Source organism: Candidatus Brocadia sapporoensis, assembly GCF_001753675.2.
In the GTDB taxonomy this organism is placed as follows: domain Bacteria; phylum Planctomycetota; class Brocadiia; order Brocadiales; family Brocadiaceae; genus Brocadia; species Brocadia sapporoensis.
Map to the genome: position 1 here is coordinate 1 of NZ_MJUW02000098.1, position 25,802 is coordinate 25,802.

Consider the following 25,802-nt stretch of genomic DNA (forward strand, 5'->3'; position numbering starts at 1 on the left):
TCCCTTCGGGATTACAGAATCAATATTTTGTTCACTCATAGGGTTTGTGAGCGAAAGTACGCTGAATAGTTACGAAAATACTATCTTCGTCCTTGTCAGAATTGTGCACAACGACACTATTAAATTGTTGGATTAAAAGTGAAAGATGGTATAATAATGAAAATTTTTGATTTTTTCAGAATTATCTTTTTTTACTCTCTGCAGGAAAAATCCTATGACAAAAATCTATATGGATAATATCTCGGGCACACCCATCCACCCGAAAGTTATAGAGGCTATGACGCCATTTTTAAAGGATGGGTTTGGCAATCCCTCGAATCTCCATCAATTCGGAAGAGCTACGAGTGAAGCCATCCAGGCAGCACGCGGGCAGGTCGCCCATCTTATTAACGCGAAACCAAATGAAATCATATTCACGTCAAGTGGCACAGAGGCCAATAATCTTGCCCTGAAAGGCATGCTGGCAGCGCACAAAAAGAAGGGAAACCATGTTATAACCACGCAAATCGAACATTTTTCCGTGCTTAATCCCTTAAAGTCATTGGAAAAATCAGGATACGAAGTTACTTATTTACCTGTTGATAAATATGGAATGGTGAATCCTGACGATGTTAAAAAGGCAATTAAAGCCACCACAACAATGGTGTCCATTATGTATGCCAATGGAGAGATTGGGACGATCGAGCCAATAAAAGAGATTGTAACCATTACAAAAGAGAGGGGAGTTCTGTTTCACACAGACGCAGTTGCTGCAACAGGAAATATCCCTATTGACGTCAAAGATGTACCGGTCGATGCTCTGAGCATGTCTGCCAACCAATTCAGCGGGCCCTCAGGGATTGGGGCGTTATATGTCCGCGAAGGCGTGAGGGTACTTCCTTCCATGGAGGGCGGGGTACAGGAGGGTGGCCGCAGGGCAGGAACAGAAAATGTCATCGGCATTGTGGGTATGGGGAAAGCGGCAGAACTGGCAAAATCTGAAATGGCCTCGCGCATGGATAAGGTTCAGGGCTTGAGAAATCAGCTAAGAGACGGCATATTAAAAAATATTCATCATGTATATATCAATGGGCATCCGACACATCGTCTGCCAGGAAATCTCAGTATGTGTCTGGAATATATTGAAGGCGAATCGGTTTTATTATTTCTTGATATGCAGGGTATTGCAATTTCCAGCGGTTCTGCATGTACCTCGCGGTCGCTTAAGGCATCTCACGTCATCATGGCCACAGGTGTTGATGCGGCGCTTGCTCAGGGGACTGTGCTTTTCAGCTTGGGCATTAACAATTCCGAGGAGGATGTCAAATCTATTCTGGAAAAATTACCGCCTACCGTAGAACGGTTACGGCAGATGTCGCCTTTATATAACCAGAAAAAATAATTTTTAGAAATGCTGCAAGACATCCGCTCTTGTCTTAGAAAAAAAGGTATACATACGAGGACTATTTAAAAATATCTGATGACAAGTGGTATGAACTCATAAATGGAGAGCTGTTCATGGCACCACCTCCGGTTCCAAAATATCAATTAGTCTCATCAGAACTGTATGGTCGATTAGGAGATTTTGTTTTAAAAAAGGAAATGTTTTCAGAATAGGAGTTATCTATGCAATACAGCACAAAGGTTATGGATCATTTTGCTAATCCCCGGAATGTCGGGGAGTTCGCTGATGCCGATGGTGTAGGGGAGGTAGGAAATCCTGCCTGTGGCGACATCATGAGGATGTCCATCAAGGTCAAGGACAACGTCATTGTTGACGTAAAATTCAAAACCTTCGGGTGTGGTGCGGCCATTGCCACGAGCAGCATTTCTACGGAAATGATCAAAGGAAAGACCCTGGATGAGGCACTACAGCTTACTAACAAGGCTGTTGCAGAGGCATTGGATGGATTGCCTCCAGCCAAGATGCACTGTTCCGTGCTCGCCGAGGAGGCCATCGAGGCGGCCATTGATGACTATCTTAAGAAAACCACAGGCAAGGGGCTTGAAAAAAAGAAGCATCATGCGCACGACGAACATCACGAACACGGATAGAAGGAATTCCAAAGCTGCGGTTATAAAGCGATGGGCCTCGTCGCTTTACACCGTGAAAAGTGACCGTAATACCCCCCCGGCTCATCTTTTTTAGAGGGGAGATTAAAAGTAGTTGTCAAAGGCCGTGTAATTAAAATAGATTCGAATTAGAACTAAAGTTGAGAGTTTTCTTATGAAGGCGGATGAAACCCTGGATTGTTATGGCCTCATGTGTCCTATGCCCATTTTTAAAACATCCGTTAAAATAAAGGATGTAGAAATAGGCAAGATCCTTGAAGTTGTTGCCACAGACGAGGGAATTAAAAAGGATATTGCCTCATGGTGCAACACCACAGGCAATGAACTTCTGGAAATATGCGAGGAGGACGGGGAAATACACGTTTTCATCAGAAGATTAAAATAAGAACCGGCATCCGCTCTCTGAACCGAAGGCGCGGCTACCGCTTATCGCTCTTCCTTTCCCTTCTCAATGCTTCTGCGAATCAAATTGCGCAGTACAAAACTGCGTTCTGCACCGCCCAAGAGCCGCTTGAGATTTTCGTACAGGGTTGGGTCTGATATCATGGCGCCAAGAGTGCCTTCTCCATTAGCAATTTTGCCCGTAATCTCATTCAGTGTTTCCGTAGTCTTAACCAAATTCTCCAGGAGTTGTTTGCCCTTCGGATCGTAAATAAGAGCAGACAATAATCCATCTCCTTTTTGCAGTGCTTTAACACTTTCATCCAATGACGCTGAAATGCTGTTGAATGACTCAATAAAACGGCCTTCCTCTAGCTTTTTCACGATCCCTGAAAAGGATTTGACCATACTTATGCCCCCTTCAATGGCTGTTGTATAGCTGATTGGCTCGGAACTTTTTATTGAATCCCCATCTTCCACTGCGGGTTCATTCGATTCACCGGAGGTGATCTCCACGTAGGAATCCCCCGTTACATAGCTCAGCCACTTAATCGTGGCAACAGAGTCGTGGTTGATGTTCTTCTGCGCCGATTTGTCTACCTTTAATATTACCTCAATACCCGCACAAGGCAATTCTTTTGGCAAAAGGACATCCTTCACCTGCCCGATCGCTACCCCCATAAATCGGACCGGAGCCCCCGCCTTCAGCCCGTAAACATTCACAAACCTTGTCTTAAGGATAATCTGAGGTTCAAAATACCCCTTCTGCGTACCAAGAATAAATACCATGGCGCCGAATCCTGCCAGGGTTACCAGCGTAAAGAATCCAGCCCGTAATTCAGCAAATTGTTCCTTAGTCACAAAAACCCCCTTTTAATCACAGATCGTGCCACGGAAAAAATCTTTCACCATTTGTATTCCGGAAGCTATCAGCTCTTCCCAGGTACCGACCGTAAGGATCTTCCCTTCGTGAAGCATGGCAATTCTGTCAGAAACTGTTCTCACGCAATGCAAGTCGTGGGTCACGACAACGGTGGTAACCCCCAGTTTTCTTTGTAATTCCAGAATCAACTCATTTATCCGCTGGGCGGTTATTGGGTCTAAGCCGGTTGTAGGCTCGTCATATAAGATAATATCGGGTTCCGTGGCAATTGCCCTTGCCAGCCCTACCCGCTTCTTCATCCCACCGCTCAATTCAGCCGGCATCTTGGCTTCGATGCCTTCTAGCCCTACGAGCTGTAGTTTCTCCGCTACCCGTTTCCGGATTTCATTTTCGGTAAGCTGAAGATGCTCCCGGAGCGGATAGGCAATATTCTCGGACACGGTAAGCGAATCAAACAGCGCTGCTCCCTGAAACAGCAATCCCACATGTTCGCGCAACCGGATCAGTTCGCCTTCTTTCATCTGAGTTACGTTTCTGCCAAAGACCATAATGTCGCCCTTGTCAGGGCGTATAAGCCCGATCAGTTCCTTGAGAAGGACGCTCTTCCCGGAACCACTGCCACCCAGGAGCGACATAATTTCGCCTTCGACGATAGACAAGTTAATACCGCTATGAACCGGAAGGCCATTAAAAGATTTATAGACATCTTTAAACTCAATGATTATTTTAGACATGAGTTGCAACCACAGACTTCAAACTCTTTTCATTGATCGTATAATTACACCACTAAAACACAACCAGAAATAATTTCGTCAGAAAAAAATCTGAGATCAGGATCAAAATCGATGTCGTTACGACGGTAATGGTCGTAGAACGCCCCACACCTGTTGTGCCACCGGTGGTTCGCAACCCAAAATAACAACCGATCACTGAAACGAGCACTCCAAAAATTACCGTCTTCCCAATGCCGCTCAATAAATCTGAAATGGTAATCGTCGTTAATACGGAATCGATATAAAATGTGCGGTCTATCTCAAGTTCAAAGAGGGCAATAACCATCCCCCCAAAAATCCCGACGATATCTGCCGTAACGGTGAGCAGGGGAAGAGTAATCATTCCAGCAAGGATCTTTGGACTCACCAGTTTTTTGATAGGATTCGCCCCCAGGGCACGCATTGCATCAATCTGTTCTGTTACCTGCATAGCGCCAATTTCTGCCGCAATACCAGACCCTACCCTTGCTCCCACCATAATGGAGGCCATGACCGGCCCTAATTCCCTGACAAGGGACAGGGAAACCACACTGCCGACGTATATCTCCGCACCGTACATACGGAGCCCGTAAATCGTCTGAAGGGACATCACCATCCCGGTAAAGAGTGCAATAAGATCGACCAAAAAAAGTGATCCCGCTCCAAAATTGTCTATTTCCCGGAGGACAAGTTTCAGGTTGAACGGCGGTATAAAAATTCCCACAAATCCCTTGACCGCCAGTACGGATATCTGGCCCACCAGGAGAATCCCTTTTTTAACAGCGGCGTCCATGGACAATAAAATACTCATACAGAATCCCTAACCCAAATGAGCCGGAAAAAATGAAATCCGAAGCATAAAATTCGTGAGCCAATCCAGCCATGGTTTTAAATCCTGACGGGGTTAATGTTATCTGAATACGTACCCTTTCCTTGCTTATCATTCGAATACCAATTCAGAAATTACTTTCACCTCACCAGAAAGCGGATGACTATAAAATCTTATTCTTTCATATAACGAAAAGACCGTACCATATTCTCAAAATCACCCTGAATATAATCAAATGAACCGGATGGCGCCCAGCATACCAGGTCGTAAACTTTATCGCCCGCCTTAATAACATAGGAGCTGATCTTTAATGTGCTATTATCCATTCTGCCTTCTAAAATGGTATGCAGTGCACTTTGATCATCCACAAGCACAGGTTCTTTTGAAATAATCTTTTTACCGGCTAGCCCAAGAAAAAGTTCCCTGCTGAGCATCTCCGGCGAGAGTGTTTTATTTTCTATATTGCTGGAAATGATGGCAATCATGGCTTTATATTGTTTCTGCCATAGTGCAATATCCTCTTTATCTATCCGAATAGACTCCCATCCTTTGCCGGTTTCCGGTATATTTATTATATAATTTTTATCTCGCGGCGAAAAGGTGCCCTTTTCGATTCTTATGGCAGCACAACCAACGATACAGAAAAAATTTGCGATGCTTAACCAGAAAATTGCTTTTTTTAATTGAGTAAAAAACATTGCCATCTATCAAAATTTATTAATTCTCGTACCGTAGAGTCTCCATCCAATTCATCCTCTCTTCGCCTTCCTTGCGGTGGTGGGGAGGGTAATAAAGAAAGCGCATTTCATCCGCTTTGTGAGAGAATACTATAAAGGCTTATATACACAATATTTCATTCTGTCAAGCTTTTTTCAAAAGAAGGCCGATGTCCTTTGAGTACTATTCCTGTTTTGATTAACAATCCTTGACATATTGCCGTCGTTTTTTTAATATAGGAAATCTATGATTTCTGTCGATACCGCCATAAAAATTGTTGAGGATACCATCAGGCCCCTACCGGTCATAACAATCCCTTTTGAAAATGCCCTGGGATTCTGTTTAGCCCAGGATGTATACTCCGATATTGATATGCCGCCCTTTGACCGCTCGGCAATGGATGGATACGCCGTCATAGCTGAAGATACTACTCCTGCTCCTGTTGAGTTGACAGTTATTGAAGACATTGCAGCCGGCCACATGCCAGCAAAAACCATTTCTCGCGGACAAGCATCCAAGATTATGACAGGCGCCGCGGTACCCAAAGGGGCTGACGCCGTAGTTAAGTTTGAAGAGACAGAGGACCTTTCCGCAAATAGTCGGGTAAAAATTCTCCGGTCCATTGACAGGGGAAGGAATATCTCAAGCCGCGGCGAGGATATGCAGGTCGGGCAAACGGTTCTTCGCAAAAACATGCTTATCAGACCCCAGGAAATTGGCATCCTTGCTACAGTGGGAAAGTCCCATGTCGAGGTATTTGCTGCACCCACGATAGGCATCATCTCCACCGGTGACGAACTCGTGAACGTTGGAATGAAACCCTCCGCTGCACAGATCAGGAATAGTAACGGCTATTCCCTTGCTGCGCAGTCAAGAAGCATGCGCACAGACGTTGAACTCTTGGGCATCGTAAAAGATACGAAAGAAGAAATTTCGAACATGATGTGCAGGGGTTTCCGGAAAGACATTCTCATCCTTTCCGGTGGCGTCTCTATGGGGGAATACGACCTCGTGGGAGACGTAATGAAGGATTTAAACACGCAGATCTATTTTGAGAAGGTGGCATTAAGACCGGGAAAACCTGTCATCTTCGGTAAAAAGGATAAGACATTTATCTTTGCATTGCCGGGAAATCCTGTGGCATCCTTTGTCACCTTTGAATTATTCATTTATCCTGCCATCCGGAAAATGATGGGATTTCCCAATATTCACCGGACTACGGTAAAGGCGTCTCTGGAGATGGAGATCCTTGTCAAGAGAAAGCGTCGTGAATACCGCCCAGCATTACTCCGGATGCACAATAACGCCTGGCTGGTTTCTCCGGTGGAATGGCATGGCTCGGCTGACCTGCTGGCTACCACCATGGCCAATTGTTTGCTTATTGTCCGTGAAGACGCAGAAAAACTTATGGCGGGAGACCTGGTCGATGTCATCTCTCTGGATTAGATGGGTTAGGTTTTAAAAGCCAGAATCCTAATGACTTTTCATTTTTATCCCCCCGTAATCTTCTCCGGAAGGGAACTTCTAAAATTCCTCTCTTGGGAAAGGTCTGGGTGTGTTTGTTTTTTGCTTAACTAAAAAGTTTGACATTCCTAAAAACGCTTATTTATTTCCAAAACATTGAACAAGCCGCATTTTAGAAAGCCCCTCATCCTCACTTTTTTGACCATACTCCTTTTATGCCTTTCCTTTCCGCCGGCAGACCTCGGTTATCTTGCATGGGTCGCTTGTATTCCGTGGTTCATACTTATGGTAACTGAAGAAAAATATATCTGCCTTTATTCGCTGGGTATCGGCGCAATATTCTTTATTATTCAACTATCGTGGCTTCGCCATATCGCCTTTATTGCCTGGGTATTGCTGAGTTTATATTGCTCCGCATATTTCCTCGCTTTCGCGTTCTGCACACGGTATATTACAACAAAACTGAAACTTCCCTTTGTCATCGTTGTACCTTGTATATGGACGGCGATGGAATTTGTCCGGTCATTTCTTTTGTCGGGTTTTCCATGGTTTTTCATCGGACACACGCAGTATCAGTATCTGCCGGTAATACAGATCGCCGATATCACCGGTGTTTACGGCATTTCCCTCATTATCATCATGAGTAACGCAGCGATAGCCGATCTGCTCTCCCTTAGTTTCATACGCCAAAGGCGCACCTTTTTCAAACTGACGTGCATTCTGCCATCCGTGTTTCTGGCAATCAGCATCCTTTACGGGTTCTCCTGGCTCAGGCATTATCACCCCAAAGAGGGGCCCGTCGTATGTATGGTACAGGGGAATATCCCCCAGGATTTAAAATTTGAGTCTACCGAAGATGACCAGCTACAGATTCTTAAAAAATATACCGATCTGTCAGAAAGCATGCAAAGCACACCAATCGACCTCCTTGTATGGCCGGAGACCATGATGCCAGGAATCCTCAATATCGATTCTGCACTTACGGGCAGGAAGATCGACCTGCTATCGCAGCTTACCGCCACCAGCCTCGCACAGAAGTTAAACACAAATTTACTTTTGGGAGGCATTGCACTGACTTTTGAGGGGGAAGAACAGGTCTATTTTAACAGTGCCTACTACTACAATAGGGCAGGAGCATTCATCGACCGCTACGACAAGATCCACCTGGTACCGTTTGGAGAGTTTACTCCCCTGAGAAACTATTTCCCCTTTCTGGGCAATCTCGTACCATATGAAATTGGGTTAACCCATGGCCACAGCCGGATAGTATTCCCGCTAGAGACCCTCGAAAACGAATATTTTATTTTTGGCGCATCTATCTGCTACGAGGATACCGTCCCATCTCTCATCAGAAAATTCAAGAGGGACGGGGTGGATTTCATGCTCAACATAACGAATGATGGCTGGTTCCGTGACAGCGCGGAGCTTGACCAGCACCTTGCTATTATGGTATTCCGTGCGGTAGAAAACCGCATCCCGATGGCACGCGCCGCTAATACCGGCATATCTTCTTTCGTTTCACCCGATGGCACCATATACGACAAATTAACAGACTCTGCAGGAAAATACCGGGAGATCAGCGGAACCCTTACCAATCGCATAAAATTCGTTAAAAAATATACCCCCTTCTATACCCTGTACGGTGATTGGCTTGCAATCCTTTGCGTAGCGACAACAGGTATCACGCTCATGATAGCTATAATTAAACCCCGATCTGTTGCCACCAGGGAACCAGCATAAAAGATGCGGAGGTGCATTATCGTAAGAGATATTTGTATTTGACTTCTTTGCAATCATATTGTGCAAAAGGGACTTTCCCCTTGACATTTCATAAAGGTTAACCGTATAATTCTGCCGTAATCGTATTATCAAGTAAAATCTGCCTTTTTAAGCAACTGTTTTATGCCCCCTTAACTCCTTACTAGGCGGGATTTGGTTGCGGCTTCGCTACTACATGGTATACAATTACTCACAATAAAAAACTACAATGCTTGTGAAGCGCTGAACATTAACAAAAACGTCCTCAAAAGAAAAAATATACCTGAATGCATCCACTAGATTTTATATTAGGTTTTGTTTCCACAGATATGGGAATCGATCTTGGTACGGCAAACACCCTTGTTTGCATACCGGAACAAGGAATCGTGCTTTCAGAACCATCGGTTGTTGCTGTGAAACCAGGGACAAATAAAGTTCTTTTAAATGGAAATGCGGTAGGAAACGTTGCAAAGGCCATGCTCGAAAAGGCACCGAGTAGTATCTCGGTTATACGCCCGCTCAAAAATGGCGTCATAGCCGATTTTGATATCACGGAGGCCATGCTTAAGTATTTTATTACAAAGGTGCATAAACGCAAATGGGGCGTACGCCCCAGGGTCTTGATTGCGATTCCCTCTGGCATCACCACGGTAGAAAAACGGGCAGTCGTTAATTCTGCCGAACGTGCCGGCGCCAGGGAGGTGTACCTGGTTTCCGAACCAAAGGCAGCAGCGATTGGTGTGGGTCTTCCGGTAGGCGAACCGATAGCCAGCATGATCGTTGATATCGGTGGTGGAACCACAGAAGTCGCCGTTATATCGCTCGGCGATATTTTTACTCATGAGAGTCTCAGGGTTGCAGGAGACGAAATTGACGAAGCAATCCTTCAATATATACGAAAAAGATATAACCTGGATATCGGACACCGTACATCAGAGCAAATAAAAATAGAAATCGGTTCTGCTTATCCTTTAGAAGAAGAACTCACCATGGAGATACGCGGGCGCGATGCTATCGCTGGTTTACCCAGGGCAATGACCATTACTTCCGAAGAAATCAGAGAGGCGTTAAAAGAGCCAATCGATAAAATTTTGTGTGCTGTAAAATCAACTCTTGAAAAAACGGCGCCGGAGTTAGCGTCGGATCTGATCACGAACGGACTGGTTGTAGTAGGCGGCGGTGCATTGATCAGAGGAATAGACAAATTACTGGTAGCTGAGACGGGTCTTCCGGTGCAAATAGGCAATGATCCTTTAACAGCCGTTGCAAGAGGAACGGGTTATCTCCTCGAAAATCTTGATTTATTTAAATCTGTTCTGCAGGATGAGGACATCCACCCCTAGTTTCAGTAATCTTATTAAACACCCCCTTGCAACAATAATTACCCTTTTAGTAATATCTTTGGTTCTGTTATCTTTACCGCCGAACATTTCAGGCTGTATCAAGATGACTTGTTCCGCCCCTATGAGGCCATTCCAGTGGGCAACTTGTTTTTGCAGCAATAAAGCCAGCGCTTTTTTTGATAACGTTATCTCTGCGTTACACGACGCACAAGAGAAAAGACATCTGGAGAAGCAAGTCTTACAGATCAAGAACAAGCTCGTTGAACAACAGGACACCATTTACAAACTCCAGAACAAATTACGTACCCTCTCAAAATTCCAGACAGAAAATACCGCCGTGAAAAAAAGCCCCATACTGGCGGATGTTATTGGATACGATTCATCAAATTTCAGGAAAAGCATAACGATTAACGCAGGCTCAAAACAGGGGGTGAAACCCAACGATATTGTCGTATCGGACAATGCACTCGTTGGAAAAATTACAACCGTAAGCAAAAGGCATAGCATTGTCCAGCTTGTCACAGACCCAGCTGCACGTATACCAGGAAGGATTGTCCGAACGCGTGAACAGGTAATTGTTGAGGGAAATGCAACTGCCTTTTGTAAATTAAAATATACGCCGCGCTGGGCAAAGCTGAAAAAAGGAGACGATATTGTTACGTCTGACATAGGAGGACTCTATCCGCCTTCTTTACCGATTGCTACGGTCGTGGAAAATGAAACAAAAAGTGGTGCGCTCTTTCAATCCGTAAAGGTATTACCACGGGTAAATATTTCGAAAGTTGAGAGCGTGCTCGTTATTACACAGTAGTCCCGGGTACTCTACCCCGTACAAACCGAAAAAAAACAAAATCCGAATCACGAAAATGGTAAATCAGTCCCGTCAGGATTTTAAGCTCTGGCCGAGTTAATTTTGTTTTTTGAAAATACTCTGTTATAATATTACCACGTAAAATCTTTCTTTACTTTACAAGGTTTTTACATCCCCTTTCGTCCCTCTCGATGGGAGGGGTCTAATTGCGGTTTTACTGCATTGTAAATAAAAGCGTCTCGCAGGGGCATGCTTCATGTCTGCACCTGTACCGCGAGGAGTAACTGTATGCGTTGGTTCCCCTTTTTTTGTATCCTGTTCAGTATCTCCCTCTTTCAGTCCACCCTGATGTATTGGATTACTCTTGGTTCAGCAGCACCCGATTTGTACTTTCCCTTCGTAGTATTTTATTCCTTCCTTACGGATATAAAACGAAATACCCTTGCGAATTGGCTAACGGGTATGTCAAAAGACGTATTTTCGGAAGGGAGTTTTGGAATAAATTCCGTATTTTTCGTTGCGATAGGTTTTTTTGTCTGGTCCTTTCGGGAGATACTTTTCAGAGGACATTTGGTTACTCAAATCCTTATTACATTTATCTTCTCAGTCATTTACAATATCGCATACACCATTCACCAGGAGATTTTCTTTTATTCACTCTCCCTTTCAGCAACACTCTGGATGATCTTTTGCTGTTCTTTGTATACCGCGATGATTGTACCGGTTCTGTTTTGGATATTAAAAAAATTTCAACCTACCCAGAAGCTTTTTTTCATTAAGGATAATTAGTTTATGTATCCTTTTCGTTTCAAAATAATATTCGTTTTTTTTGTTTTGTTTTTTATCTGCATTGTTGTGCGTCTCTTTCAGCTCCAAATCATTGAGAGTGATAAATACAAAGGCATCTCAAAAACCCGCCGGATCGCTACCTATCCCTTAGATTCAACACGGGGGTCGATTTTCGATAGAAACGGAAAAACTCTGGCTATCGATCAGCACGCCTTTGACATATCTGTTCACTATAAGAACCTGCTCTATTGCTCTATAACGCGCACGAAAAAAACCATTCCGCGAATTACCGAACTGGAAGTGCATAAAAAAACAAAAAAATTGTGCCGGGATTGCCATGAAAATCAGGAGATTTGGCTGAAAAAACTCTCCCAGTTGCTGGATATTCCGCAAACCAAGTTATTAGAATACACTGACGAGGCAATCGAAAAAGTGGAAAAACTGAAGCAGAATATGGAACGAAAATACGGGAGGGCAATCCGGATAAAAGAAGAGACAGACTTTTATCCCGTTGTTTCTGATGTTGCATGGGAAAAGATTATACAGATAGAGACAAAACAGGATGATTTTCCTGGCATACGAATTACCCCCCGGCCAGAAAGAATATATCCGGAACAGACGCTTGCCTCACATATCTTAGGGTATCTGGGAAAACTCACCGAGGATGAATGGAAATTTCAGAGCAATAACTGGAGTAATTTTATCCTGGCTTCCAGCGCCGCCGATAATGAAACCCCTTCACTACTCTATGACGGCTATGCAGAAAACGATACGATCGGCAGAACCGGGATCGAGGCATATTACGAAGATGAATTGCATGGATTGCGAGGCAAGAAGTTTGAGGAAATTACCTGCAAAAATACCCAGATTGAAAAAACGGTACTGGAAAGACCTCCCATTCCCGGGAATAACCTCTATCTCACCCTTGACAGCCAAATTCAGACCTACGCAGAAAAATCACTCGGCACAAATTTAGGCGCTATTATTGTTATGAACCCCTGGACAGGTGAAATACTTGCCATGGCCAGCAACCCGCGCTTTAATCCCAATACGATTCAAAAGGATTTTCGCAAACTTATCGAGCACCCTTCAAAGCCATTCCTCAACCGAGCCATACAGGGGGCATTGCCACCAGGATCCATTTTCAAAGTGATTACAGCAGCTGCAGCCCTGAGTTCAAATGCGATAACAACTCAAACAACTTTTGAGTGTCCGGGTTATTTAAAATATAAAAATATCCTTTTCAAATGCTGGTCGGAGTATGGCCACGGATTCGTTACCATAGAAGATGCCATTCCACATTCCTGCAACGTATTCTTCTTTGAAACGGCAAAGAACCTTGGTGGCGATACTTTATATGCATGGGCTAAAAAGTTTGGCATTGGTGAGATGACAGGCATTGATCTCCCTCACGAGAAAGCCGGCAATATGCCAAAATTAGCCACCATTGCGTCTACCATGAATGTTTCCATCGGGCAAGGGGCATTACTCACCACCCCACTTCAGCTGGTAAGGGCCTACGCTGCAATTGCAAATGGCGGTACGTTAGTTCATCCCCACATTTTATTAAAAATTACCGATCCTCAGGGCGAAACGGTTCAGACATTTCAACCAAAGAATAAACAGAAGCTCTCCCTGTCGCCTGATGTTATAAATATTCTGCGCACGTCTTTGCAGGACGTGGTTACCCGTGGCACTGCCAAAGACAAGGGTTTGGATATCTATAAGGTCGCCGGTAAAACAGGCACTGCGGAGACAGGACGTCACAAGGACAACCATGCCTGGTTTATTGGTTATGCTCCCTATGACAAACCGGAATACTGTTTTGTTATCCTTGTGGAACACACACCGGGACATGGTGGTGACATTGCAGGGCCTATTGCCAGAGAGCTTATGTCATATTTGTTTCCTGAAATCAATCATGCTTCGTGAGGATACCGGTAAAATGAAACTTTTCTGGACGCACATTGGCACTTTTTCCTTTTTTAATTTGAAAAGTATCTTTAATCTTTCTCCAGGTAATTTTGGTGTCCGGAAAGGGGATAAGCCATGAAAGGTATTATCTTGGCCGGCGGCAGGGCAACACGCTTGTATCCCATAACAAAGGCTATTTGCAAACAACTGCTTCCTGTTTACGACAAGCCCATGATCTATTATCCTCTGTCTGTCTTAATGTTGGCAGGAATACGGGATATCCTTATTATCTCTACCCCTGAAGCGCTACCCAGATTTAAGGATTTATTGGGTAATGGAACTGATTACGGAATACATCTCTGGTATGCAGAACAATGCGAACCACGGGGATTGGCAGACGCCTTTCTCGTTGGCAGGCATTTTATCGGCGACAACAAGGTCTGCCTCGTTCTGGGCGACAATATCTTTTTCGGACACGGTCTTCCGGATATGTTAAAGGCTGCTTCCTCAGCAAAAGAAGGGGCTACCGTCTTTGGATATTATGTGAAAGATCCCCAGAGATACGGGGTCGTTGAATTTGATAAGGCTTGCCAGGTAATCTCCATCAAGGAAAAACCGGCCAAGCCAAAATCAAATTGGGCTGTAACGGGGCTTTATTTTTATGATAACACCGTGATCGAGCTCGCAAAAAACGTTAAGCCGTCAAAAAGAGGCGAGCTGGAAATTACGGATATTAACAATGCGTATCTCCAAAAAAAGCAGTTAAAAGTACAACTTATGGGACGTGGCTATGCCTGGCTTGACACAGGAACGTATGATTCGTTAATTGATGCATCACTTTTTATCAAAACCATAGAGGAAAGACAGGGGCTTAAAATCGGCTGTATTGAAGAGGTTGCTTACCGGATGGGGTTTATTAATGCCGGACAGGTGAAAAAATTAGCAAACCAGATCAATACCAGTTATGGAGAATATTTAAAAAAGATCGTACACGAGGAACCACAGCATGCCCTTCTCATTTAAAAAACTAGCCATACCGGATGTGCTTCTTATTGAACCGAAGATATTTCCTGATGACAGGGGGGTCTTTGCAGAACTGTATAAATACCCTGATTTTCTTCATGGTGGTATAATAAAACACATCGTTCAGATCAACTACTCAAAATCTGAAAAGAATGTACTGCGCGGGCTTCATTATCAGAAAAATCCCATGGCACAGGGCAAGATTATGAGGGTATTGTCAGGCGAGATCTTTGATGTTGCCGTGGATATACGGCAAGGATCGCCCTCGTACCGAAAATGGGTTGGAGAAACCTTATCATCGGAAAATATGAAAATGCTCTATATTCCCGAAGGCTTTGCACACGGATTCTGCGTACTCTCGGAAAATGCCGAAATCACCTATCAATGTACCAATACCTATTCTCCGGAACATGAGCGGGGTATTTTTTGGAATGATCCGGATTTGGCGATACCATGGCCATTAAAAAACCCGATTTTATCCAGGAAAGATGCCCTATTTCCTCTGTTAAAAAATACGGATAATAATTTTGTTTACGGTGATTAGTCGCACAAGGATGGTCATTTCCACAGGCCCCTATCCAGGTTTCTGTACTGTATCGCTTCTGATACATGCTCTGTCTTTATCAGCTTACTTTCATCCAGATCGGCAATAGTGCGTGCAACCTTGAGAATCTTACTATAGCCACGTGCGGAAAGCCCCAATTCCGTCATTGCCTGATGGAGCAGCGTTTCTGCTGCTTTTTCCACCACACAATACTTCTTGATCTGCTTTGAAGACATATGTGAATTCACCGTTATCGCCTGATCCCGAAACCGGTCTTTCTGCATGGCACGGGCTACGGCGATTTTTTCCCGTATATCTTTTGATGATTGTGAATCCTTTTCTGAAACAAGCTCACTATATCGGACAGACGGCACTTCTATCTGAATGTCAATCCTATCCAATAATGGCCCAGAAACCTTTGACATATAATTTTGGATTTGATGGGGTGTGCAGCGGCAGACTTTCTGGCCATCCGTAAAAAAGCCACACGGACAGGGATTGAGCGCCAAACAAACAAAAAATTTAGCCGGATAAGTGACAGAATTCATAGCACGTGAAATTGTCACAGAACCTGTTTCAAGCGGTTGCCGGAGCACTTCTATCGTCTTTCTGTCAAATTCCGGAAGCTCATCTAAAAACAAGACCCCGTTGTGTGAAAGACTAATCTCCCCAGGTCTTGGAAAAGAACCACCCCCAATTAACCCGGCTGTACTGATCGTATGATGAGGCGCACGGAATGGCCGTGTTATAATCAATGACTGTCCCGGATTAAGAAGCCCTACAACGCTATAAATCTTTGTTGTTTCTAAAGCCTCTTCTAAGGTAAGAGACGGCATGATGGTAGGAATACGCTGTGCAAGCATGGTCTTACCCGCGCCCGGCGGTCCCACCATAATTACATTGTGATTGCCCGCAACGGCAACCATTAACGACCTTTTGGCGTGCTCCTGGCCTTTTACGTCTGCATAATCCATGTCATACCCAGAAGATTCCCTGAACACTTCACTCAACTCGACCTTACAGGGTACGGAAGGAATGGCAGAGGTCAAAACTCCTACTGTATCTGCAAGGGTTTTGACAGGAATTGCATCAATTCCCTCAATAATAGCCGCCTCGGATGCATTTTCAAAGGGTACGAGAAATTTTTTTATCCCCAGCTCTTTGCACTTAAATGCCATGGATAAACAACCTTTGACCGGACGCACCTTGCCATCCAACGATAATTCTCCGACAATAGCGTATTCCTGGATATCGGGAACCTCAATTTGGTTTGTTGCGATAAGTATACCAATTGCTATCGGCAATTCAAAGACCGGGCCTTCTTTCCTGCGGCCTGCAGGCGCAAGATTTATTGTCATGGGTTTGTACGGAAACTGGTAACCGCTATTATGAATCGCCGCCTTTACCCGATCACGGCTCTCTTTGACCGCTGCATCCGGTAACCCAACAATGGCAATATACGGTATATCACCCGTGGCAATGTAAACCTCGATATCCAATATATACGCATCAATACCAAAAACAGCTACGCTTTTGACTTTTGCCAGCATAAATTATGATACTAAAGGCCGCTCTAGTAAAAACTCATTCCCCTTGTACAAAGAACATTATTTTTCCTTTTCCCGGAAACATGTGACAATAGAAAAAGATGGCTTTCCTCTTATTTATTGTTTGTTTGAACAACCTTATTTAATGCCGCAAGCAAAGCGCTCAGATCTATCCCGCTAGCACTAACGGTTTTTTCAATACTGAAACCGCCGCCGCAACATGCGTCCACCTTATAATTGCTGAAAACCGTAATGGTTTTCGGATACTTCTTTATAACGTCATTAATAACCATGTCCTTGGTAATCATTTTCTTTTCCTCCAAAATACTTTTTCTAAGCCCAACGATGCTTTAATTATCAAACAAAACATGTTCTTAATAAAACAAAATCTCGTCAAAAAGCAATGTATTTTTCTCGATTTTCAAATTTGGCAAAACTATCTTTTTTCAAAATGATTTTCCCCGGTGTTTAGTTTTCCTCAGCAAGAAAATAATTAGCTTGAAAAAATCCCGGTATAGAATAAACTACGTTCTTCAAGTACTGGGATTTTTTTTGACATTAAGATACATGATTATCCATTCGAATACGGGTAGGTGGTAAGGTGTCGCCTTGCATATTGCTCATGGTAACGTTTGTAGCTTTATTCGCCTCTGCGGGAAGTTATTTTTTTGCTAAAACGAGAATGTTGTTCTTTTTCCTCATCCTATTTTATACAGGAAGCACCTTTCTCTCTTCTTCATTATTTTCACATTCCCCCGTTTTTCTTTGCATAATAATCACTGTCTTTGTTGCCCTGCCTGTCGTGTGTCTTATCCTCTTTGCCCTTGATGTTCAGTATGGATTCTTTTGTACAGACACTTCTTTTATATTCGTTCTGGTCTGGTTGCTGATCCCTGCGCTTTTCTTTATAAACCTCATCAAGTATCTTTTCAAGATTATCTATGCCTGACCATTACAAAATATTTATCAGCGCGGGCGACTCGTCTGGGGATATTCATGGTGCAAATCTTATGTCCCGCATGGCGAACAAGAATCCACGAATACAATTTTACGGACTGGGAAAAAACCGTATGAAACAGGCTGGTCTGCATTGTCTCCATGATATGTCTACCAAATCATTAATGTGGCTCCACGTCCTGACAGAGCTCACCACTTTTTTTAAAATGAAAAAAGATTGTATCCGCTTCTTTCAACAAGAGCGGCCCGGTCTTGTTATTCTCATCGATTATTGCGGCTTTAATTTTCACCTGGCCAGGGCTGCAAAGAAACTGAAAATTCCTGTTATTTATTATGTTTGTCCGCAGCTCTGGGCTCATGCGCCATGGCGGGTAAAAAAAATGAAGAAGCTCGTGGATAAAGTAATCGTAATTTACCCCTTCGAAAAGGTCTTTTATGATGCAGCAGCAATTCCTGCCACTTACGTGGGACACCCGCTATTCGATGAAATGAAAACCAAGGGCACAGATGATGGAATAGTCTCGGAGCTCAAGAAAACCGGAGACCCTGTTGTCGCCTTCCTTCCGGGAAGCCGCAGGCAGGAAATTGCCCGACTATTGCCATTGATACTCCGGGCTGCCAAACTCATATATCAATCCTTCCCTACCGCACAGTTTCTTATCTCCTGTAGTGATAAACAATATCTCCCGCTTATCCAGGATCTTGCGAAGGAGGCAACCATCCCTTATAAAATTATTCAGGGAAAATCCCATGAAATAATCAAAGCATCCAGCCTTTGCATAGCTGGCGCAGGAACGATTACCTTACAGATTGCCTACTACTTTAAACCCATGGTTATTCTTTATAAAATATCCCCTTTCGCTTACTTCATTGCCAGACCGTTCCTTACAATCCCTTACATAGGGCTGGTGAATGTCCTTGCACAAAAGACCATTGTACCCGAACTCCTGATGCTCAGGAAAAATCACCGCTGGCTGGCTCGCGAGGCCATATCATTACTTAGCAATGATCAAAAAAGACAAACCTGCGCAAATGAATTGACCTTTTTAATCCATACTGTTGGAAAGTCCGGGGCATCTGAACACGCGGCGCAGGAGATATTAGAGTTTATAGGGTAATCTTTCATCACGGAGATCATCATGATATTTGAACAAGGTTATTTACGACATATGCGAATGCTTAACCTGTTCGGTCCATAGATCCATACCGTTGTTTATTCTGGCAATTATCGTAAGACACAGAGATGCTTTCAAGAATTTTCTGAGAAGTGTTATTTTTTTATAACGAAAGCAATCCCATTTCAACAAGCGATAGGGATCCGGTAAAGACATTTGTGAATCTGCTCGGGATGGAAGGACATATGAGGAGGGCGATCATGATGCCAGTCACTATCGTCTGGGACGTGGTGTTCCAGGTACGGCCACTTGCGGAATGGATCTACCCTTAGAGCCTGGATGAGTTTCCGGTTACTCATCGTTACATTTCCCGCCCTCGGGGGTATTGGTCCTGCCTCCTTACGCATGCATCCTTTCAGAAGATGCGGGGCATAACCGCCAACCTTATTTACAATTTGTCCGATCTGATAGAGGCTGAGATGCCGGTGCGAACCGAGATGATAAATGCCATTGATACTATGTTCCAGGGACAGTTCAATAACTTTGTTAAAATCTTCACAATAAAAAGGAGACCTTAATTCATCAAAATATAACGTAGCCGGATTATTTTTTTTAAAACGTGATAGTATCCAATCAATGGCCCCTGCATGTCCATTGACACTAATTCCCATGGGCAGTGATATACGAAAAATTGCTGCAGACGGATACCTGAGCATAACAATCTCTTCGGCTATGGCCATAGTCTTACCATACATCGTAACAGGGGATATCGGGTCCTCTTCGGTATATAACCCTTCTGTTTTTCCAGGAAATACCAGATCTGTGGAGAGATGAATCAACCGAAGGTCGCGATCCCCTATCATTTCCAGTACATTCAAGACCGCCTGCACATTCACGCGATAGGCCAGCACGGCATTCATCTCACAGGATTTTAATGCACAGGAACCCGCTCCGTTCAAAACAGACCTGAACTGTTTCCGTTTCATTAACTCTGCAAGACCTTTTCGATCTTCTATATCCAGAGGAATAATTCCTTCCCCACTCAGTGGCCAATATCGAACGGGACGGATCGCAGTAACGTGGTTTGGGTATTTTGAGTGGAAATGCTGAAAGACACTGTATCCCGGCACACCCGTTACACCGGTAATTAAAAGTGGTAAAAAAGAGGGCAACGACATATTATCGCTCGCTCTGGTGTAGGCGGTTAAAATAAGCACTATAAACGGATACGAAGGAAGAAAGAAGGTTGTGTGGCGAGTATACGCTGGTTGTGACAGAGTTGTTTACAAGCATAGCGAAGATTATGAAGAAGCGTACGACAACTATTTTAATGCCCTTTTTAAAATTTTACCGGTGGGACCGTGCGGCAATTCCCTGCGGAATTCAAAATATTTAGGGACCTTATAGTGGGGTAACTGTTGCATGCAATAGTTCTTGATTTCATCCTCGCTGCATGTAACGTGTTCATGTAATGCTATAAATGCTTTGGGCACCTCACCGCGAAGCTTGTCAGGCGCACCGACAACGGCCACTTCAAAGACCTTCTCATATCTGCTGATGACCTGCTCAATCTCCATAGGGGATACATTTTCTCCGCTGATAATAATCAGTTCTTTTTTTCTCCCTGTAATCCACAAAAATCCTTCATTGTCAAGTCTGCCGTAGTCGCCTGTCTTTAACCATCTGTCGGGTGCAATAGTCTCAGCGGTCTCCTTGGGTAGCTTATGATATCCCTTCATTATATTTGGCCCTTTTACCCATATTTCGCCATCGTTGTTTTTTGGTTTTTCCTGCCCATTATCATTTACAATCTTTATCTCAATGTTATCCAGGGGCGGACCAACGCTTCCCGGTTTGCTTTTCTCAGGGAGATTCACCGAAACTATCGCTGTTGCTTCCGTTAATCCGTAGCCTTCTGTCAGAGGAATCGGGAATGCCTTACGAAAAGCCTCTAAAATATCGCCGGGCAAAGGTTCGCCTCCCGATGTGCAAAGTCTTAGCGTACGCAGATCATATTTAGTCGATTCTGCAGTTCGCAGGAGCACGCGGTACATGGATGGAATGGCGAATAAGGACGTGACTTTATATTTTTCGATCATTTCCAATACCTTCGGCCCTGAAAACCGAGGCAGATAGATAATGGCTGCACCGACACAGATTGGCAATACGAGGGTTGTAGTTAATGCGTAAGTATGGAAAAGCGGTAGTATACCAAGCAATATATCCTTTTCTGCAAAGTGAAAAGCTTGCATACATCCATCGAGATTGGCCAGAAAATTGTTATGAGTTAATACCACTCCTTTCGGGTTAGCGTTCGTGCCCGATGTGTATAACACGGCGGCCCGTTCTCCTTCACTGCCATAATGAATGCTATCTTCATTCAACAATACACCTGAATCGTTCTCTTCCATCAGGAAAATATACTTTATCTGATTTCCCAGTAAGGGTACGAAATGGTTGCAGGTAAATACCGTGTCTATCTCAGCGTCGCGGATTACATAAAGGAGCTGTTCTGGTGAGAGTAAGAAATTCAAAGGAACCGGCGTTTTCCCGGCAATGAGAATTCCATAAAATGCCGCTACAAATTCTTTTCCATTAGGAAGAAGTATTCCAATATTTTCTCCAACGCTACCCGATAATAACCTGCCTGCACACCTTAAGGCTTCACGGCGGAGGTCTTCATAACAAAGGGCACCGTTTGGATCTGTAATTGCCGTTTTCTGCGCGTATTTCTTGCATGTATTTAAAAACGTGTGAACGAGTGTCATTCGTCTGAAATTCTTTTCAAAGGTTTGTTTCTGTTATTATCGTACTTGGGTTCATTGATTCTTTTCCAAGCACCTCAAACTATATGTCCAAATTTCTCACTTCCAGTGCGTGTTTTTCTATAAACTCTTTTCGTCGCTGAACATCCTTTCCCGCAAGAGTACTAAAGATGGAATCTGCTTTTGCTGCGTCTTCCACTTTTACTTTTAAGAGTGTTCTGGTATCCACATTCATAGTAGTCACAGCTAGTTCTTCTGCATTCATTTCACCAAGCCCTTTGTAACGCTGGATTTCCAACCCTTTCCTACCAATCTCGCGTATTTTTGACAAAATTTCGCTGAGAGAATGGACAGATATTTCTGTGTCTTCCGAAATTAATTTGTATCCTGATTTATCACCATTATGGCCAACAAAGTATTCGTCTGCGGAAAAACCATAGGCCTCTATTTCTCGCACGGTCTTTTCAATTTCTCTGCTTTCATGATATTCTACAACTTCAATCATTCCCTCACTACGTTCAACAGCATCGCCTTCTTCCAGTATTTCTAATTCTCTTCCCTCTGCTTTTTGCTTCTCTTTTATAAACGTTTCTAACTCTTCTTCCGAATAAATGTGGAAAACATCCCCCTTGTAAGATACCTTGTATAACGGGAAATTTCCTTGCTTCTTATGCCGTAATCCTAAAAACTTATCTAGGGATACCCCCTTTTTTCTTAAGATTTTTATATACTCTTCCATTTGTACAAGCAGGTGCAGCAATCTGGTGAGTTTTGAATTATTCAAACCCTCTTTCTTCTTCCCATTCCCGTGGAACTCCATAATCGTCCCTTCTCCACCAAGCACAATAAGTTTTTTTTGAAGTTCCCGGTCATCGTAAATATATTCCTGCCTTTTGTTTTTTGTCACTTTGTACAAGGGTGGCTGGGCAATATAAATGTGTCCCTTTTCTATCAAATCTATCATCTGGCGGAAAAAGAACGTCAGCAAAAGCGTCCTGATATGTGCCCCATCAATATCTGCATCTGTCATGATAATAATCTTAGCATACCGCAGATTGCTCACATTAAACTCATCCGTTCCTATACCTGTACCAAGAGCTGATATCAAAGTTCGAATCTCCTCGTTACTCAACATCTTGTCAATGCGTGCTTTTTCTACATTTAAAATTACTCCCTTCAACGGAAGGATCGCCTGAAACGTTCGATCCCTTCCTTGCTTCGCCGTACCACCTGCCGAAATACCTTCTACAAGGAATAATTCAGAAGTTTCAAAATCCCGCGAGGAACAATCTGCAAGTTTTCCTGGAAGATTTGAGCTGCCAAGCGCCCCTTTCCTTCTTGTCAGATCTCTGGCTTTTCGAGCGGCTTCCCTTGCTCTGGCAGCGTCTATCCCCTTATTAATAATCGCCTTTGCTGTTGATGGTGTTTCCTCACAATAGGTTCCAAGTTGCTCATTTATCACTGCTTCGACCAAGCTTTGAACATCGCGATTGCCGAGTTTCGTTTTCGTTTGTCCCTCAAACTGAGGGTCTGGCAATTTAATACTTATAACGGCCGTAAGTCCCTCTTTGTAGTCATCCCCTAAGGGCGCCTTTTCTTCATTGAGGATGCCCTTGCTCTTTGCATATCCATTGAGAGTTCTCGTCAAAGCGGCTCTGAAACCACTTAAGTGAGTACCACCTTCAATTGTATTGATATTATTTGCAAAAGAATATACATTCTCACTATACCCGTCATTATATTGCATCGCCACCTCAACTATGGTTCCCCTGCTCTCCTTTTCAAAATATATTATATCTTTATGAGCAACCTCTTTCCCTTCATTAAGCTCCTTTACAAAAGCCTTTATCCCCCCCTCGTACCAATACGTTTCATTCTTATCTGTTCTCTCATCAGTTAATGTTATCTTTATACCTTTATTTAAAAAGGCATATTCTCTCAATCTCTTCGCTATCGTTTCAAAGCAAAACTCCACTTCTTCAAATATCCCGCTATCCGGTTTAAAAATAACCCTTGTTCCTCTTTTTTTCGTGACGCCTCTTATTTCCACTGGCGATCGTACCTCGCCCTTTTCATATCGCTGAAAATATACATGCCCGTCTCTTTTAACCTCTACCTCCATCCATTCACTGAGTGCATTTACAACCGATACTCCAACGCCGTGTAAACCGCCAGATATTTTATAGCTCTTATGCTCAAACTTGCCTCCTGCATGGAGCATTGTCATAACTACTTCCAGCGCAGATTTGTTTGTTTCCTTATGCAAGTCAACCGGAATGCCCCTACCATCATCCAGCACCGTTAAACTTCCGTCTATGTTTATTTTTACCTGTATACTTTCACAAAACCCGGCAACTGCCTCATCTACACTATTACAAACTACTTCTTCTACCAAATGATGCAGCCCTTTAGCCGTCGTATCCCCTATATACATAGCAGGACGCTTCCTGACGGCTTCAATGCCGCCAAGCACCTTTATAGAAGTCGAATCATATGTACCACGATCATGTGTTGTGCTATTTTCTTCTACCATCATTCAATATTCCTACTTTAAACCGTATATCACTTAAATATTCCACTCTCGTCAACTTATTAACTTTCGCAATTATAGCAGCCTTCTCAAAGTTAGTCAAATGGTGAATCAGCGCCGTAGACTCTGCATTTACGAATAAAACTCCCTTTTTTAAGTCTATTACTTCAGTACACCGATATATTTCCTCACCAACAATATCTTTCCATGCATTCCTTACTTCTTGACACATTTTATCTCCACTACTTCTTTTCGGAAATAACCCCTTCAACACCTGACCAACGCTTACAGCTCCTCTTTTATTAAAGAAATATCTTTCTGGCAAGCCTCCCGTCATTACACACATCTCCCCGACATAAAAACCCTATTTCATTTCAATTGGCATAATGACATCCATTTGCTCATAACCTGTCCTGAACAAGGCTGCACCACCGCCATCACCAAGTTCTATAGTAACAGTATCACTATCTGAAACCTTCAGCGCGTCGATAACATACTCAGGATCAAAACTTATTTCTAAATCCGGTCCATCATATCCAGCAGCCATTTCCAATTCCGCTTCTCCAACATCTGAAGTCTTGGATGAAAGCAACAATTTTCCCTGCTTAAACACAAATTTTACCACACGGTATTCTTCATTTGTCATGAATGACGCCATCCTCACCCTTGATAATAACTCATTTCTACCAACTTCTATTCTCTTATCATTCTTTTTCGGTATAAGCTCATCGTATTTCGGGTACTTTCCCTCTATCAACTGCGAAACAATTTCACCCCTCTCACCCACAAAATACACTTGTTGCTCTCCCATCCCTAGCTTTAAAACCCCTTTACATTCAGATACAAAACGTTGCATGAATGTTAAACACTTCACTGCAACTATCCCTTCCATCGAAACCCCTTCCGGATTATTCACCTTGCGTTTTATGGTAGACATCCTATTTCCATCTGCAGCAACCATAACCATGTCATCGCCTATGATCCTTACAAAGACACCGCATAACATACTCCTCACTTTAACTGTTGACACAGAATGAACAACCTTTTCAACCATATCGCTGATAATTTCACCATCCACCTCAACAAAACCTCCGGTCCTTATCTTACCTATTTCCGGAAATTGAAGAAAATCTTCTCCTGCTATCTTAAAATACCCACCAGCCGATCTCAAAGTACAATTACATCCTTCAATCAATACCGATATCTCTTCATTTCCAGCCCACTCTCTTAAAACATTGTTTACCCTAATCGCAGGCAGGACAATTCCACCCTCTTCTTCACAACTTCCTGCCGATAGGATATATTTAACCAAAACCTCTAGATCCGTAGCAACAAATTCTACCTGCTTTTTTTTTACCTCGACCTTAACACCCTTCAACACGCTTTTCAGCGCCGAGGAGGGAACAATACCAGTTACCAGGTTAAAACCACTGTACAAATCTTTTCCGGAAAAACTTAATTTCATATATTCTTCCTATCTCTTTTATTATATTTTAAAAGAATTTATAAATCGTAAAATTATTATTATGGAATGATCATTCTTCTGTTAAAAAGCATAACTGTTTAAAAAATAAAAACATACACCATTTATTACTTGTAGAAAAGTTGTAGATGCTTTGTATTTTATA

23 protein-coding genes are annotated in these 25,802 nt (G+C 43.3%); 12 read left to right on the forward strand and 11 right to left on the reverse strand.

Annotated elements, in window-relative coordinates:
* The first annotated feature begins 214 nt into the window (after window positions 1–214).
* From BIY37_RS08990 to BIY37_RS09000, 3 genes are all read left to right on the forward strand, one after another.
* A complete protein-coding gene (locus tag BIY37_RS08990) occupies window positions 215–1,381 on the forward strand; it encodes a cysteine desulfurase family protein (RefSeq protein ID WP_070067508.1) in 1,167 nt (388 codons plus the stop codon).
* A 224-nt stretch (window positions 1,382–1,605) separates the two neighbouring features.
* The gene (gene nifU, locus BIY37_RS08995) at window positions 1,606–2,034 is read left to right on the forward strand and encodes a Fe-S cluster assembly scaffold protein NifU (RefSeq protein ID WP_070067509.1); all 429 of its coding nucleotides are present in this window, start codon (window positions 1,606–1,608) and stop codon (window positions 2,032–2,034) included.
* Between the two features lie 172 nt (window positions 2,035–2,206).
* Window positions 2,207–2,437, forward strand: a complete 231-nt coding sequence (locus BIY37_RS09000; protein ID WP_070067510.1) for a sulfurtransferase TusA family protein — start codon at window positions 2,207–2,209, stop codon at window positions 2,435–2,437.
* 41 nt (window positions 2,438–2,478) lie between these two features.
* Here the strand turns inward: BIY37_RS09000 and BIY37_RS09005 are convergent, their stop codons facing one another.
* The 4 genes from BIY37_RS09005 to BIY37_RS09020 all read right to left on the reverse strand — a co-directional run bounded on the left by BIY37_RS09005 (window position 2,479) and on the right by BIY37_RS09020 (window position 5,601).
* Window positions 2,479–3,294, reverse strand: coding sequence for an MlaD family protein (locus BIY37_RS09005; RefSeq protein WP_070067511.1), 816 nt, complete (start codon window positions 3,292–3,294; stop codon window positions 2,479–2,481).
* A gap of 12 nt (window positions 3,295–3,306) precedes the next feature.
* Window positions 3,307–4,050 (reverse strand): ABC transporter ATP-binding protein, encoded by a 744-nt coding sequence (locus BIY37_RS09010; protein ID WP_070067512.1) that lies wholly within the window; start codon window positions 4,048–4,050, stop codon window positions 3,307–3,309.
* Between the two features lie 52 nt (window positions 4,051–4,102).
* Window positions 4,103–4,879: an MlaE family ABC transporter permease gene (locus tag BIY37_RS09015; RefSeq protein WP_070067513.1), complete on the reverse strand. Its 777-nt coding sequence runs from the start codon at window positions 4,877–4,879 to the stop codon at window positions 4,103–4,105.
* A gap of 191 nt (window positions 4,880–5,070) precedes the next feature.
* Window positions 5,071–5,601 (reverse strand): hypothetical protein, encoded by a 531-nt coding sequence (locus tag BIY37_RS09020; RefSeq protein ID WP_070067514.1) that lies wholly within the window; start codon window positions 5,599–5,601, stop codon window positions 5,071–5,073.
* A 259-nt stretch (window positions 5,602–5,860) separates the two neighbouring features.
* Between BIY37_RS09020 and BIY37_RS09025 the strand changes: the two genes are divergently transcribed.
* The 8 genes from BIY37_RS09025 to rfbC all read left to right on the forward strand — a co-directional run bounded on the left by BIY37_RS09025 (window position 5,861) and on the right by rfbC (window position 15,260).
* On the forward strand, window positions 5,861–7,060 hold the full coding sequence (locus tag BIY37_RS09025) for a molybdopterin molybdotransferase MoeA (protein WP_070067515.1): 1,200 nt from the start codon (window positions 5,861–5,863) through the stop codon (window positions 7,058–7,060).
* A gap of 216 nt (window positions 7,061–7,276) precedes the next feature.
* Window positions 7,277–8,818 (forward strand): apolipoprotein N-acyltransferase, encoded by a 1,542-nt coding sequence (lnt, locus tag BIY37_RS09030; RefSeq protein WP_080324976.1) that lies wholly within the window; start codon window positions 7,277–7,279, stop codon window positions 8,816–8,818.
* Window positions 8,819–9,123: 305 nt separating this feature from the next.
* Window positions 9,124–10,179: a rod shape-determining protein gene (gene mreB, locus BIY37_RS09035; RefSeq protein WP_070067517.1), complete on the forward strand. Its 1,056-nt coding sequence runs from the start codon at window positions 9,124–9,126 to the stop codon at window positions 10,177–10,179.
* Window positions 10,160–10,990, forward strand: coding sequence for a rod shape-determining protein MreC (mreC, locus tag BIY37_RS09040; RefSeq protein ID WP_080324977.1), 831 nt, complete (start codon window positions 10,160–10,162; stop codon window positions 10,988–10,990). The genes mreB and mreC overlap by 20 nt, the downstream gene beginning before the upstream one ends.
* A 288-nt stretch (window positions 10,991–11,278) precedes the next feature.
* Entirely contained in the window at window positions 11,279–11,779 is a 501-nt protein-coding gene (gene mreD / locus BIY37_RS14380) for a rod shape-determining protein MreD (protein ID WP_070067519.1), read from the forward strand.
* Window positions 11,780–11,782: 3 nt separating this feature from the next.
* Window positions 11,783–13,711 (forward strand): penicillin-binding protein 2, encoded by a 1,929-nt coding sequence (gene mrdA, locus BIY37_RS09050; protein WP_070067520.1) that lies wholly within the window; start codon window positions 11,783–11,785, stop codon window positions 13,709–13,711.
* A 117-nt stretch (window positions 13,712–13,828) separates the two neighbouring features.
* Window positions 13,829–14,716, forward strand: a complete 888-nt coding sequence (gene rfbA, locus BIY37_RS09055; RefSeq protein ID WP_070067521.1) for a glucose-1-phosphate thymidylyltransferase RfbA — start codon at window positions 13,829–13,831, stop codon at window positions 14,714–14,716.
* Window positions 14,700–15,260, forward strand: coding sequence for a dTDP-4-dehydrorhamnose 3,5-epimerase (rfbC, locus tag BIY37_RS09060; protein ID WP_070067522.1), 561 nt, complete (start codon window positions 14,700–14,702; stop codon window positions 15,258–15,260). Before rfbA ends, rfbC begins: the two co-directional genes overlap by 17 nt.
* A 14-nt stretch (window positions 15,261–15,274) precedes the next feature.
* Here the strand turns inward: rfbC and BIY37_RS09065 are convergent, their stop codons facing one another.
* On the reverse strand, window positions 15,275–16,810 hold the full coding sequence (locus BIY37_RS09065) for a YifB family Mg chelatase-like AAA ATPase (RefSeq protein ID WP_070067523.1): 1,536 nt from the start codon (window positions 16,808–16,810) through the stop codon (window positions 15,275–15,277).
* 110 nt (window positions 16,811–16,920) lie between these two features.
* Entirely contained in the window at window positions 16,921–17,115 is a 195-nt protein-coding gene (locus tag BIY37_RS09070; RefSeq protein ID WP_070067524.1) for a DUF542 domain-containing protein, read from the reverse strand.
* Between the two features lie 633 nt (window positions 17,116–17,748).
* Between BIY37_RS09070 and lpxB the strand changes: the two genes are divergently transcribed.
* Window positions 17,749–18,882 (forward strand): lipid-A-disaccharide synthase, encoded by a 1,134-nt coding sequence (gene lpxB, locus BIY37_RS09080; RefSeq protein WP_070067526.1) that lies wholly within the window; start codon window positions 17,749–17,751, stop codon window positions 18,880–18,882.
* Window positions 18,883–19,064: 182 nt separating this feature from the next.
* Here the strand turns inward: lpxB and BIY37_RS09085 are convergent, their stop codons facing one another.
* The 5 genes from BIY37_RS09085 to dnaN all read right to left on the reverse strand — a co-directional run bounded on the left by BIY37_RS09085 (window position 19,065) and on the right by dnaN (window position 25,639).
* Window positions 19,065–20,057 carry an SDR family oxidoreductase gene (locus BIY37_RS09085; RefSeq protein ID WP_070067527.1) on the reverse strand — a complete coding sequence of 331 codons (993 nt, stop codon included), beginning with the start codon at window positions 20,055–20,057 and terminating at the stop codon, window positions 19,065–19,067.
* Between the two features lie 144 nt (window positions 20,058–20,201).
* Window positions 20,202–21,647, reverse strand: a complete 1,446-nt coding sequence (locus BIY37_RS09090; protein ID WP_070067528.1) for a class I adenylate-forming enzyme family protein — start codon at window positions 21,645–21,647, stop codon at window positions 20,202–20,204.
* A gap of 79 nt (window positions 21,648–21,726) precedes the next feature.
* Entirely contained in the window at window positions 21,727–24,180 is a 2,454-nt protein-coding gene (gyrB, locus tag BIY37_RS09095; RefSeq protein WP_070067529.1) for a DNA topoisomerase (ATP-hydrolyzing) subunit B, read from the reverse strand.
* Complete coding sequence (locus tag BIY37_RS09100) at window positions 24,161–24,511, reverse strand: DciA family protein (RefSeq protein ID WP_070067530.1); 351 nt, start codon at window positions 24,509–24,511, stop codon at window positions 24,161–24,163. Before BIY37_RS09100 ends, gyrB begins: the two co-directional genes overlap by 20 nt.
* A gap of 27 nt (window positions 24,512–24,538) precedes the next feature.
* A complete protein-coding gene (dnaN, locus tag BIY37_RS09105; RefSeq protein ID WP_070067531.1) occupies window positions 24,539–25,639 on the reverse strand; it encodes a DNA polymerase III subunit beta in 1,101 nt (366 codons plus the stop codon).
* Between the last annotated feature and the right edge of the window lie 163 nt (window positions 25,640–25,802).